The sequence below is a fragment of the Kitasatospora sp. MBT66 genome, assembly GCF_000710405.2.
Classification (GTDB): Bacteria; Actinomycetota; Actinomycetes; order Streptomycetales; family Streptomycetaceae; genus Kitasatospora; species Kitasatospora purpeofusca.
On sequence record NZ_JAIY01000020.1, the window covers coordinates 240,726 to 253,196 of the forward strand.

The 12,471-nt window shown below is 73.4% G+C and carries 9 protein-coding genes and 1 riboswitch; of the genes, 7 read left to right on the plus strand and 2 right to left on the minus strand.

What is annotated here, in order from left to right; all coding sequences use genetic code 11:
• The first annotated feature begins 51 nt into the window (after nt 1-51).
• On the plus strand, nt 52-1,749 hold the full coding sequence (locus BI06_RS42105) for an APC family permease (protein ID WP_030392162.1): 1,698 nt from the start codon (nt 52-54) through the stop codon (nt 1,747-1,749).
• Nucleotides 1,750-1,853: 104 nt separating this feature from the next.
• On the plus strand, nt 1,854-2,315 hold the full coding sequence (locus BI06_RS42110; protein WP_233290529.1) for a very short patch repair endonuclease: 462 nt from the start codon (nt 1,854-1,856) through the stop codon (nt 2,313-2,315).
• A gap of 12 nt (nt 2,316-2,327) precedes the next feature.
• Here BI06_RS42110 and BI06_RS42115 read toward each other — a convergent pair whose 3' ends face one another.
• The gene (locus BI06_RS42115; protein WP_043477404.1) at nt 2,328-3,317 is read right to left on the minus strand and encodes a class I SAM-dependent methyltransferase; all 990 of its coding nucleotides are present in this window, start codon (nt 3,315-3,317) and stop codon (nt 2,328-2,330) included.
• A 450-nt stretch (nt 3,318-3,767) separates the two neighbouring features.
• Entirely contained in the window at nt 3,768-5,225 is a 1,458-nt protein-coding gene (locus BI06_RS42120; RefSeq protein WP_043477407.1) for a glycine hydroxymethyltransferase, read from the minus strand.
• Between the two features lie 20 nt (nt 5,226-5,245).
• Nucleotides 5,246-5,343: riboswitch (ZMP/ZTP riboswitch) on the minus strand.
• Nucleotides 5,344-5,658: 315 nt separating this feature from the next.
• On the opposite strand from BI06_RS42120, the gene BI06_RS42125 reads away from it, so the two are divergent.
• The 5 genes from BI06_RS42125 (at nt 5,659) to BI06_RS42145 (ending at nt 12,171) form a co-directional block, all read left to right on the plus strand.
• Nucleotides 5,659-6,633 carry an ABC transporter permease gene (locus BI06_RS42125; protein WP_051742931.1) on the plus strand — a complete coding sequence of 325 codons (975 nt, stop codon included), beginning with the start codon at nt 5,659-5,661 and terminating at the stop codon, nt 6,631-6,633.
• Nucleotides 6,634-6,746: 113 nt separating this feature from the next.
• Complete coding sequence (locus BI06_RS42130; RefSeq protein WP_030392157.1) at nt 6,747-8,501, plus strand: ABC transporter substrate-binding protein; 1,755 nt, start codon at nt 6,747-6,749, stop codon at nt 8,499-8,501.
• A 93-nt stretch (nt 8,502-8,594) separates the two neighbouring features.
• Nucleotides 8,595-9,587 (plus strand): ABC transporter permease, encoded by a 993-nt coding sequence (locus BI06_RS51990; protein WP_030392156.1) that lies wholly within the window; start codon nt 8,595-8,597, stop codon nt 9,585-9,587.
• Between the two features lie 34 nt (nt 9,588-9,621).
• Nucleotides 9,622-11,421: an ABC transporter ATP-binding protein gene (locus BI06_RS42140; protein ID WP_082559073.1), complete on the plus strand. Its 1,800-nt coding sequence runs from the start codon at nt 9,622-9,624 to the stop codon at nt 11,419-11,421.
• Nucleotides 11,422-11,607: 186 nt separating this feature from the next.
• The gene (locus BI06_RS42145; protein ID WP_030392154.1) at nt 11,608-12,171 is read left to right on the plus strand and encodes an EF-hand domain-containing protein; all 564 of its coding nucleotides are present in this window, start codon (nt 11,608-11,610) and stop codon (nt 12,169-12,171) included.
• Nucleotides 12,172-12,471: the final 300 nt, after the last annotated feature.

The window sequence follows — 12,471 nt, forward strand, 5'->3', positions numbered from 1 at the left end:
TCCCGTTTGTCCGGAAAGCCAAGTGACACGACAAGACAGAGGACCGATACGGTGAGTGAGCCCGAGTCGACGACGGCATCCCATCAGCACTACCGCCGCTCGCTCGGCACCATCAGCCTCACCGCGGTCGGCCTCGGATCGATCATCGGCTCCGGCTGGCTCTTCGGCGCCGAGCGCGCCGCCCGGCTGGCCGGACCGGCCTCGATCGTCGCCTGGGTGATCGGCGCGGCCGTCGCCCTGACCATCGCGCTCACCTACAGCGAGCTCGGCTCGATGTTCCCCAAGGCCGGCGGCATGGTCCGCTACGGCCAGTACTCGCACGGCTCGCTGGCCGGGTACCTGGCCGCCTGGGCCAACTGGATCGCGATCGTCTCGGTCATCCCCGGCGAGGCCACCGCGTCGGTGCAGTACATGAGCTCCTGGGACTTCGGCTGGGCCAAGGGCCTCTTCGACGGACAGGAGTTGTCCGTCAGCGGCGTGGCCGTGGCCAGTGTGCTGCTGCTGGTCTACTTCGCGCTGAACTGGTTCGCGATCACGCTGTTCGCCAAGACCAACACGGCGATCACGGTGTTCAAGGTCGTCGTCCCCACCCTCACCGCGGGCGCCCTGCTGCTGGCGCACTTCGACACCGCGCACTTCACCGACCACGGCGGCTTCGCGCCGAACGGCTGGAGCGCGGTGTTCACGGCGGTGGCCGTCTCCGGCATCGTCTGGGCCTTCAACGGCTTCCAGTCTCCGCTCAACCTGGCCGGTGAGGCCCGCGACCCCGGCAAGTCGCTGCCCAAGGCCGTGATCGGCTCGATCCTGATCGCCCTGGTGATCTACGTCGCGCTGCAGATCGCCTTCCTCGGCGCCGTTCCGACCGCCGACCTGGCCAACGGCTGGGGCGGCCTCGGCTACACCTCGCCGCTGGCCGACCTGGCCATCGCCTGGGGCCTGAACTGGCTCGCCCTGCTGCTGTACGCGGACGCCTTCGTCTCCCCCAGCGGCACCGGCATGATCTACGCCGCCACCACCTCCCGGATGATCCACGGCGTCCAGGAGAACGGCCACCTGCCGAAGATCTTCGGCCGGGTCGACCCGAAGACCGGCATCCCGCGCCCGGCGCTGGTGCTCAACCTGGTCGTCGCCTTCTGCTTCCTCGCGGTCTTCCGCGGCTGGGGCTCGCTCGCCGAGATCGTCTCGGTGGCCACCGTGATCTCCTACATCACCGGCCCGGTCGCCGTGATGGCCCTGCGCCGCCTGGCACCCGAGCTGCCCCGGCCGGTCCGGCTGCGCGCGATGCCGGTGATCGCCCCGGTCGCCATGATCTTCGGCTCGCTCGTCCTCTACTGGGCCCGCTGGCCGCTCACCGGCAAGGTCATCCTGCTGATGGCCGCCGGTCTGCCGATCTGGGCCTGGTACGAGCTGCGCAAGCCGTTCGCCGAGCTGAAGCCGCACCTCAAGGCCGGCGCCTGGATGATCGCCTACCTGTTCGTGATGGCCGGCGTCTCCTGGGCCGGCTCCACCGACTTCGGCGGCGAGGGCTACCTCCCCGAAGGCTGGGACCTGCTGGTCGTCGCCCTGATCGCGCTCGCCTTCTACGCCTGGGGCGTCCGCAGTGCCTGGGCCAACCCCAGCCTCGCCGCCGTCAAGCTCGAGCTGGCCGCGGACGCGAGCGCCGCGGACGAGGCGGCCGGGACCGCCGGGACCGCCGCCGGCACCGGACGGGCCGCCGACGCGGAACCCGCCGGAGCCCCGCGCGGCTGAGCCCGGCACCGAACATCAGGAGGGGCGCCGCCCCGGGATCCCCGGAGCGGCGCCCCTCCGGCGTTGCCGGGGGGCTGTCAGGGGGCTGCGGAATACTGGGTCGCATGTCGTCGCCCGCCGCCTCCTCCCCGTCCGTCGCGGCCCGCATGAGCCGCCAGGGCTCCCGCGACACCGCGCAGGAGCTGGCCGTCCGGCGGCTGCTGTTCCGCTGGGGCCTGCGCTACCGCGTGAACGCCAAGGTCCCGGGGCTGCCCCGGCGCACCGTCGACATCCTGTTCCCCGGGCCGAAGGTCGCGGTCTTCCTCGACGGCTGCTTCTGGCACGGCTGCCCCGAGCACGCGACCAGCCCGAAGTCCAACGCCGAGTGGTGGCGCAGCAAGCTCGACCGCAACGTCAGCCGCGACCAGGACACCACCCGCCACCTGGCCGAGGACGGCTGGACGGTGCTGCGCTTCTGGGAGCACGAACCCCCGGCCGCCATCGCCCGCACGGTCTGGACCCGCCTGCGGCCGGACGCCCCCCTGCCGGAGGCGACGGACGCCGCGGTCCCCGGCGACGCCCCCTGAGCCCCCCGCGGGTCAGCCGCGGCGGGCGCGGCGGATGGCGGAGGTGACGACCGGGGGGAGGAGGTCGCCGACGGCGCGCTTGGCGACGTTGGCGGGGCGGCGGCGTTCGGCGGCGCGGGCGCGGCGGTCGGCGAGGTCGCGGTCGGCCGACTCGCGGTCGCGTTCGGCGGCGCGGAAGGCCTCGTCGGCGGCGCGGTGCTCCGCCTCGGCGGCCAGCCGGGCGTGGTGGCGGGAGACCCGGAAGGGTTCGGCGCCCGCGTCGCTGCCGCTGATCCGGACCAGGCGGCGGCCGTCGACCGACTCGCTGGTGATGTCGCAGTGCGGCAGGGTGCCCCGGCGGGCCAGCAGGTCGAGCTGGGCGGGCTCCGGGTCGCCCCAGGTGCCGTAGAACTTGCTGTCGGTGAGCACGATCGGCCGCAGTCCGTGGTTGAACACGGCCTCCCAGGTGGCGGCGGCGACGCCCGGGGTGTGGGCGGAGCGGTAGTCGTCCAGGACCACGATGCCGTCGGAGGCGAGCGCCGTGCGGGCCACCTGGATGTCCTCGGCGACGTGCTCGTAGAGGTGCGAGGCGTCGATGTGGATGAAGCGGAAGGCGCCGGGCGCGACCCGGCCGCCGCCGAGCGTGGAGGTCGGGGCCTGGACGATCTCCGGCAGCCGCTCGTTGAAGGCGAGGTAGTTGGTCTCGAAGGCGGTGCGGGTCAGCGTCCTGCGGTAGGACATGTCCATCTCGGCGGCGTTCTCGTCGTCCGGGGCGTCGGAGTCGAAGAGGTCGCAGACCGTGAAGGCCTCGCCCGGCTGGAGGTGCGAGCCGATGACGATCGCGCTGCGACCCAGGTAGGCGCCCATCTCCATGAGGTCCCCGGAGCGGCCGGCCTTCTCCTGCCGGCCGAGGAACCAGTCGAAGAGGTGACGGTCCTGGTCCCAGAACCACCCGGGTACGTCGTCGAGCACCCCGGGTTCAGCAGGTCGCTGCTGGTCGGCACTGAGTGCGGCGTCGGTCACGAGGCGGCTCCTAACACGGTACGAACGACCATTGGGCACGATCTCCGGACTCGGGGTCGGCCTCTGCGGCCCTGCGACGGTCCTGGCGGCCGCGTCCGGGCCCGGAGCGCGGTCCGGGCAGACGGGAGCGACCCGGCCTGGCACCGACCGTAGTCCGGGGCTCCCGAGTTCGCTGCAATCTACTCGCCACGGAGCGGAGTTGCGCGGGCTCGGAGCAAAGAATTTCGGGCTCCGGCAGTTAGTGCGCGGAGTTGACCGAGACCCGTACACGGTGCGGGAACGGTGCGTCCATAGTGCCGTCCGACCACCCGATTGTCATCAGCACGGGCCCCGGAGGCAGGCGGAGCGGCGGGAGGAGCGGCGGGAGGAGCGGCGGGAGGAGCAACGGGCCCGGCCCGGCCGGGGGCGGTGGCCCCGGCCGGGCGGGCGCGGTCGGCTTCCGCGGCCGGTTCAGGCCAGGTCGACGCCCGGGTAGAGCGGGAAGCCGGCGAGCAGGTCGGCGGCGCGCTTCGCGACGCCCTCGGCGACCGCCGGGTCCAGCACGTACTGGGCCCTGGACGGCGCGCCGGCGGCGGTGGTGGCCGGGGTGGCGGCGCGCAGCACGGTGTCGATCAGGCCGGCGATCTCGTCCATCTCGGCGGTGCCGAGGCCCCGGGTGGTGAGCGCCGGGGTGCCGATCCGCACCCCCGAGGTGTACCAGGCGCCGTTCGGGTCACGCGGGACGGAGTTGCGGTTGGTGACGATGCCGGAGTCCAGCAGCGCGGCCTCGGCCTGGCGGCCGGTGAGGCCGTGGCCGGAGACGTCGACGAGCACGAGGTGGTTGTCGGTGCCGCCGGTGACCAGGGTGCCGCCGCGGCGCAGCAGGCCCTCGGCGAGCGCCTGGGCGTTGTCGACGACCCTCTGGGCGTAGTCCTGGAACTCGGGGCGCCGGGCCTCGGCGAAGGCGACCGCCTTGGCGGCCATGACGTGCGAGAGCGGGCCGCCGAGCACCAGCGGGCAGCCGCGGTCGACGTGCTCGGCGAGTTCCTCGGTGCAGAGCACCATGCCGCCGCGCGGGCCGCGCAGCGACTTGTGGGTGGTGGTGGTGACGATGTGGGCGTGGGTCACCGGGTCCTCGTCGCCGGTGAACACCTTGCCGGCGACCAGGCCCGCGAAGTGGGCCATGTCGACCATCAGGGTGGCGCCGACCTCGTCGGCGATCTCGCGCATCCGGCGGAAGTCGACCCGCCGGGGGTAGGCGGAGTAGCCGGCCACCAGGATCAGCGGGCGGAACTCCCGGGCGGTGGCGCGCAGCGCGTCGTAGTCGATCAGGCCGGTGGCCGGGTCGGTGCCGTAGCTGCGCTGGTCGAACATCTTGCCGGAGATGTTGGGGCGGAAGCCGTGGGTGAGGTGGCCGCCGGTGTCGAGGGACATGCCGAGCATGCGCTGGTTGCCGAGCTCCCGGCGCAGTTCGGCCCAGTCGGCCTCGGTGAGGTCGTTGACGTTGCGGACCTTGGCGCGCTCCAGGGCGGGGCTCTCGACCCGCTGGGAGAGCACGGCCCAGAAGGCGGTCAGGTTGGCGTCGATGCCGGAGTGCGGCTGGACGTAGGCGTGGTCGGCGCCGAAGAGGGCGCGGGCGTGCTCGGCGGCGACGGTCTCGACGGTGTCGACGTTGCGGCAGCCGGCGTAGAAGCGGCGGCCGGCGGTGCCCTCGGCGTACTTGTCGCTGAGCCAGTTGCCCATGGTGAGCAGGACGGCCGGGGAGGCGTAGTTCTCGCTGGCGATGAGCTTGAGCGAGGCGCGCTGGTCGTCGATCTCCTGGCCGATGGCGGCGGCGATCCGCGGTTCGACCTCGCGGACCACGTCGAGGGCGGAGCGGAAGGCGGTGTTGGCGGCGGGGGTGGCGGCCGTGTGCGGCTGCGGGGCCATGGCGGTCTCCTGAAGGGGAGGTCGGGGGCCCAGGCGCTCGGCAACTGCGTCGTGATTCGGCACGGGGCCGCTTCCCGATGGTCGATTCCATCCGTGCGCGCCAGTCGCGGCCCGCCGGAATCGTACCAATGCCGGACGGCCTGTGGCGGAGATCTCAGAATGCGGGACAGCGGCGGACATGACATACCTTTTGTCCGCTTGTGCCCGTTCTTGTGCTACGGCCGTATTGCAGCGGAATGAAGCCGTCACAATTCCGGAACAAAGCCCGGGAGCCACTTCTCCGACGCCTTCGGAATGATTTGCGGAAAGTCCTCGGTGTCCGATCTGATGGCGCTCGGCGACGCCCCGGGAAACCCCCGGGAGGGCGTCCGGAAATGTACGTCGGTGCACCTCCACCCATGGGGCGGCACGGAATTCGGGGAGTACTCCTGTCATGGCAGTGGTCGAACACGTCGCCGCATCGGACGCGCCGCCCGTGCGGCCCGCCCCGCCGGGGCTGCTGCGCCGGGTCTGCCGGGACCGCACCGGGGCGGTCGCGCTCGGCGTGGTGGCGCTCTTCCTGCTGCTCGCCCTGGCGGCCCCGCTGATCGCCGCGCTGTACGGCAAGAACCCCACCGAGCACTACGGCCAGAACGCGCCCGGCCTGCTCAGCGACGGCGGCCTGCCGATCGCGCCGAACGGCGGCATCTCCGGGGAGTTCTGGTTCGGCCTGGAGCCCGGCCTGGGCCGCGACGTGTTCACCCAGCTGCTCTACGGCATCCGCACCTCGCTGCTGATCGCCTTCGCCTCGGCCACCGTGACCACCGCCCTCGGGGTGCTGGCCGGGGTCGCGGTGGGCTACCTCGGCGGGATCACCGACCGGGTGTTCGGCTTCCTCTCCAACGTCCTGCTGGCGTTCCCGACCCTGCTCCTGCTGCTCGCGCTCAGCCCGGTGATCCAGTCCCGGCTGGTGGACCCGGGCACCGCGGAGCCGGAGTGGATGCAGTTCCTGGTACTGGTGCTGGTGTTCTCCGCGTTCGGCTGGATTCCGCTCGCGCTTTCCCTGCGGGCCACCGTCCGCTCGCTCCGGGAAAGGGATTTCGTGCAGTCCGCCCGGGCGATGGGCGCCGGTGGATTCCACATCGTCGTCCGGGAACTCCTGCCGAATGTGCGGGCGCAACTGCTGGTGCACGCCACCATGGCGGTGCCCGCGTTCGTCGCCTCGGAGGCGGTGCTCTCCTTCCTCGGCGTGGGCATCAACGAGCCCGTCCCCGACTGGGGCCGGATGATCTCCCGCGGTTCCGAGGTGTTCCGGGCCGACCCGACGTACATGTTCTTCCCCGGTGTCGCGCTGCTGCTCTTCGTGCTCGCCTTCAACCTGCTCGGCGACGCCGTCCGGGACGCCCTGGACCCGCGGGCCGCCCGCTGAGGCCGTCCCCGGCCGCGGTCCGACCGACCGCCTTCCTGCCTTCCTTCCTTTCGCTGTTCACCCGACAGTTCACCCGACCGCCCCGGAGACCCCGGGGCAAGGAGAGATTCGCCATGCGCTGGATCAGACCGTCCCTCGCCGTCGTCGCGACCGCCCTGCTGGCGACGTCCTGCTCGGCCGGCGCGGGCACCACCACCTCCGCCGGGCCCGGCGCCGCGGCCAAGGACGCCTCGCCGCTGACCGCCGCGCTCGGCACCGAGAAGGAGAGCGCCGGACCGGCCCCCGCCGTCGCCGGTGCCCGCGCGGGCGGCACGGTGAACGTCTACAACACCACCGACTTCCGCCACCTCGACCCGCAGAAGGTGTACGCGGGCGCCGCCTACAACACCTCGCTGCTGTGGGGCCGCCAGCTGACCCAGTACCAGGTGGTCGACGGCAAGGCCAAGCTGGTCGGCGACCTCGCCACCGACACCGGCACCGCCAGCGACGACGGCCGCACCTGGACCTTCCGGCTGAAGGAGGGCGTGGCCTGGGAGGACGGTCAGCCGATCACCTCCCAGCAGGTCAAGTACGGCATCGAGCGCTCCTTCGGCAAGGGCTACGAGGTCGGCCCGCCGTACTGGCCGCAGTGGCTGACCGGCGAGGCCAGCTACGACGACGCCCGCAAGAAGTACGGCGGCCCGCAGGACGGCGACCTCGACGCGATCGCGACGCCGGACGACCGCACCCTGGTGTTCCACTTCCCGCAGCCGCAGGCCGACGTGCCGTACATGGCCGCGCAGTCCTCCTCCTCGCCGGTGCGCAAGGACAAGGACACCGGCACCGACTACGACCGGCTGCCGTTCGCCACCGGCCCGTACCGGATCGTCGAGCACGTCCAGAACACCCGGCTGGTGCTGGAGCGCAACCCGCACTGGAAGGCGGAGACCGACCCGATCCGCAGCCAGTACCCGGAGAAGTTCGTCTTCACCTTCGGGAAGGAGGCGCTCAACATCAACCAGGAGATCCTCTCCGGGCGCGACGGCGGCGCGGACGCCACCACGGTCGCCACCCAGCTCTCCCCCGAGCTGTACCAGACCGTGGACACCGACCCGAAGGCCAAGGACCTGGTCGTCTCCGGGCGGCAGGGCGCCTTCGTCACCTACCTCATGGTCAACAACGAGCGGGTGACCGACCCCGAGGTCCGCAAGGCGCTCAACCTCGCCTACCCGCGCCAGCAGGCCCGCCAGGTCCTCGGCGGCAGCCGGGCCGGCGAGCTCGCCAGCACCCTCAGCTCGCCCGCCCTGGTCGACTGGCAGAAGTACGACCTGAACCCGGCCAGGCCGGAGGGCGACCCGGACGCCGCGAAGGCCGTGCTGGCCAAGGCCGCGCAGCCGCCCGCCTCGCTGACCTACGCGTACGCCAACACCCCGAACGGCCAGCGGGTCGCGCAGGTGCTGGTCGACGGCTTCGCCAAGGCCGGCATCACGCTGGTGCCGAAGCCGGTCGACCCCAAGGCCCTGCTGGACGAGGCACACCGCGCCGACTCCCCCTACGACCTGTGGGAGGAGACCAGCTCGGTCGACTGGCCGACGCCCTCCACCCTGATCCCGTTCTCCTTCGACGGCCGCGCCAACAGCGACCTCAACTCCGCCCGCTACCACAACGGCCAGGTGGACAAGGAGATCGACCGGATCAACCAGATCGGCGAGCCCCGGGCCAAGGCCAAGGAGCTCTACGCGCTGGAGCAGACGGTGATGAAGGACCTGCCGGTGCTGCCGTTCGCCTACCCGAACGTCAACCAGCTGCGCGGCTCCAACGTCGGCGGCGCGTTCGTCCACCCGATCTACGGGTCCGTCAGCCTCGCCTGGCTCTACCTGAAGGCCTGACACCCCGCACTCCCCCGGTGGTCCCGCCGCCCGCCCCGCGCGGCGCGCGGCGGGACCACCGCCCCGACGCCCACCGAACCCGGACCGGCCACCATGCTCTCCTTCGCCCTGCGGCGGATCCTCCAGGCGCTCGCCGTCCTGGCCGCGGTCTCCGCCGCCGCCTTCGCCCTCTTCTACGCCGCCCCCGCCGACCCGGCCCGCGCCGCCTGCGGCCCGCGCTGCGACACCGGTCAGGTCGCGGCGGTCCGCGCGAGCATGGGCCTGGACCAGCCGCTGCTCACCCAGTACACCGACTATCTGACCGGGATCGTGGCCGGTCGCGACATCCAGGACGTCGACGGCTCCACCCTGCACTGCGACGCGCCCTGCCTCGGCTACTCCTACCGGCTGCACCAGCCGGTCACCGAGGCCCTGGTCGACCACCTGCCGGTGACCGTCTCGCTGGCGGCGGGCGCGCTGGCCTTCCTGGTGGTGTTCGGACTCGGCACCGGCTTCGTCGCCGCGCTGCGGCACGGCACCCGGACGGACCGGCTGCTCTCCGGCTTCACCCTGATCGGCGCCAGCGTGCAGATCTACTTCCTCGGCTATGTCGCCCAGTGGGGCCTGGTCTACACCACCGGGCTGCTGCCGCTGCCCTCCTACACGCCTCCGGCCACCGACCCCGCCGCCTGGGCGGGCGGCATGCTGCTGCCCTGGATCGTGCTCGGCTTCGTCAACTCGGCCGTGTTCGCCCGGCTCTCGCGCTCCCAGCTGCTGGAGACGATGGACGAGGAGTACGTCCGCACCGCCCGCGGAAAGGGCCTCGGCCGGCTCCGGGCCCACCTCAAGTACACCGCGCGCGGCGCCGCCGGACCGCTGGTGCAGCTGCTCGGCCTGGAGGCGGGCGCGCTGCTGGGCGGCGCGGTGATCACCGAGACGGTGTTCGGGCTGAACGGCGTGGGCCGGTTCGCCACCGAGGCCGTCGAGGGGCAGGACCTGCCGGCCGTGGTCGGCGCCGTGCTGCTCGCCGCCTGCTTCGTCGTGCTGTTCGTCGCGCTGGCCGATCTGGTGATCGCCTGGCTCGATCCGCGCATCCGCCTCGGCTGAACCACCCGCCGCCCTCCCGCCTGGAGCCCTCCCCATGACCTCCTCCTCCGCGCCCGCGCCCGAGAGCGACGCCGCTGCGTCCACCACCGCCGCGCCCGCCACCGGGCCCGTGCCCGCCGACGCCGCGTCCCCGCCCGCGCCCGCGCCCGCCGCCGGGCCGCCGGTGCTCAGCGTCCGCGACCTCTCCGTCAGCTTCGCCGACCCGCGCGGCGGCGCCCCCGTGCACGCCGTGCGGGGACTGTCCTTCGACCTCGCCCGGGGGGAGGTCCTCGGCCTGGTCGGCGAGTCCGGCTCCGGCAAGTCCGCCACCGGGCTCGCCGTGCTCGGCCTGCACGACCCGCGCACCACCACGGTCACCGGCTCGATCCGGCTGGACGGGCAGGAGCTGGTCGGCGCCGGGGAGCAGGCGCTGCGACGGGTGCGCGGCGGCCGGGTGGCCCTGGTCTTCCAGGACGCGCTGACCTCCCTCAGCCCCTTCCACACCGTCGGCGCGCAGCTCGCCGAGATGTACCGGCTGCACCACCCCGGCGCGGGCCGCGCCGAGGCCCGCCGGCAGGCCGCCGCGATGCTCGACCGGGTGGGCATCCCGGCCGCCCGGACGGACGACCACCCGCACCGCTTCTCCGGCGGCATGCGCCAGCGGGTGATGATCGCGATGGCACTGCTGAACAACCCCGATGTGCTGATCGCCGACGAGCCCACCACCGCGCTCGACGCCCGGGTCCAGGACCAGGTGCTCGACCTGCTGGGCGAGTTGCAGCGCGAGCACGGCACCGCCGTCCTGCTGGTCAGCCACGACCTCGGGGTGGTCGCGGGCAGCACCGACCGCACCCTCGTCCTGCGCGGCGGCCGGGAGGTGGAGAGCGCACCCACCGCGGCCCTCCTGGCCGCGCCCCGGGAGCCGTACACCAAGGCGCTGGTCGGCGCCGCGCTGACGCTGGACTCGGTGCCGGGCACACCGCTGCCGACGGTCGACGACCCCTCGCCCGCGCCCCGGCCGACCCCTCGCCTCCGCTCCGGGGCGGCGGCTGCCGGGTCCGGCTCGGCCACCGGCGGGCGGTGGCTGGTCGAGGTCGAGGACCTCTCGGTGCACTTCCCCGGCCGCCGCCGCTTCCCCGGGACGCGGTCCGAGCCGGTCCGGGCCGTCGAGGGGCTCGGCCTGCGCATCGCCCCCGGCGAGACGCTCGGCCTGGTCGGCGAGTCCGGCTCCGGCAAGTCCACCACCTCGCGGGTGCTGGCCGGACTCCAGCCCGCCACCGCCGGCACCGTCCGGTACGACGGCCTGGACGCCACCCGGCCCGACCGGGCGCTGCGGCGGCGGCTCGCCAAGGAGGTCCAGCTGGTCTTCCAGGACCCGTACGCCTCGCTCAACCCGCGCCGCACCGTCGCGCAGACCCTGGAGACCCCGCTGCGCCTGCACACCGCGCTCGGCGCGGGAGAGCGGCGGCAGCGCTCCGCCGAACTGCTGGAGCAGGTCGGCCTGCCGGCCGACCACCTGGACCGCTACCCGCACGAGTTCTCCGGCGGCCAGCGCCAGCGGATCGGGATCGCCCGCGCGCTCGCGGCCGAGCCCCGGCTGATCATCGCCGACGAGCCGGTGTCCGCGCTGGACGTGTCGGTCCAGGCGCAGGTCCTCAATCTGCTGATGGAACTGCGCGAACGGCTGGGCGTCGCCTTCCTGTTCGTCTCGCACGACCTCGCGGTGGTCCGCCACTTCTGCGACCGGGTGGCCGTGATGCACCGCGGCCGGCTGGTCGAGTCCACCGACCGCGACCGCCTGTTCGCCGCCCCGCACACCGACTACACCCGGGAGCTGCTCGCCGCCGCGCGCTGAGCGGACCGCCGTCCGGGGCCGCCGTCCGGGACCGCGCGCGCGGTCGGCCGACGGCCGGTCACGGAGGTGCTCGCGGTCGGCCGACAGTTCGAGTCTTCGCCTGCGCGGCCGGTACCGGGCGGGTTAGCGTGCTGCGAATGACCGCTGTGACGGTCCGACAGGACATCTGCTCGATCCGGGAGAAACGTGTCCGAGGAAAAACTGCTCGCCAGGATCAACCACGGCTTCGACCACCTCGACGCCGACGGGGACGGCCGGCTGACCGAGCACGACCATGTGCTGATGGGCCGGGCGGTGGCCCGTTCGCTTGGGCACGCGGAGGGTTCCCGCACCGAGGGGCGCATCGTCGACGCCTACCTCGCGATCTGGCGCGACCTGCACGTCTCCCATCTGCCGGTCGGCACCACCTCGATCGGCCGCGCCCAGTTCGTCGCCTCGACCCGCTCGCTCGCGGACGACCCGGTGGCGGCGCGGACCGTGTTCGGCGCGCTGGCCGAGGCCTTCCTCGCGATCGCCGACGTGGACGGCAGCGGCACGGTGGACGCGGGCGAGTTCTTCGTCTTCCAGCGCGGCCACTTCTCCGCCCTCTCCCGCGACGACGCCGACGAGGCGTTCCGCCGGCTGGACCTGGACGGCGACGGCCTGCTCTCGGTCGAGGAGTTCGTCGGCGGCATCATCGAGTTCTGGACCAGCCGCGAGGACGAGGCGCCCGGACACTGGTGGGCCGGGCCTCCTCCGTACGCGGTCTGACCCGGCCCCGCCCGGGCCGTCCGGAGGAGGCCGCCAGGGCCGCCCGGAAGGACCCGGCCGGCTCGCGCGATCGGACCATCCGTGCAGGTGACCGGTGGTCTCCCGGCCGACGGCCGGGGCCGGGGGCGGGGACGGCGGCGGGGTCGTCCGGCGGGTAGCGTGGCGGTGCCGGCGCCCGGACGGGTCGGACGCTGTCACGACGGGTCGGTGCGTCCCGGCCGCCCCCGGCCGACCGGACGCCGCGCCGTCGGGCGGCGCGCCACGACCGCCCGGACCGGCCGTCGCGTCCGGCCGGACGCG

Excerpts from the sequence above, each read along its gene's own strand:
- BI06_RS42110 (WP_233290529.1), top strand. The coding sequence starts at position 1,854 with ATGTCGTCGCCCGCCGCCTCCTCCCCGTCCGTCGCGGCCCGCATGAGC.
- BI06_RS42120 (WP_043477407.1), bottom strand. The coding sequence starts at position 5,225 with ATGGCCCCGCAGCCGCACACGGCCGCCACCCCCGCCGCCAACACCGCC.
- BI06_RS42125 (WP_051742931.1), top strand. The coding sequence starts at position 5,659 with ATGGCAGTGGTCGAACACGTCGCCGCATCGGACGCGCCGCCCGTGCGG.
- BI06_RS42130 (WP_030392157.1), top strand. The coding sequence starts at position 6,747 with ATGCGCTGGATCAGACCGTCCCTCGCCGTCGTCGCGACCGCCCTGCTG.
- BI06_RS51990 (WP_030392156.1), top strand. The coding sequence starts at position 8,595 with ATGCTCTCCTTCGCCCTGCGGCGGATCCTCCAGGCGCTCGCCGTCCTG.
- BI06_RS42140 (WP_082559073.1), top strand. The coding sequence starts at position 9,622 with ATGACCTCCTCCTCCGCGCCCGCGCCCGAGAGCGACGCCGCTGCGTCC.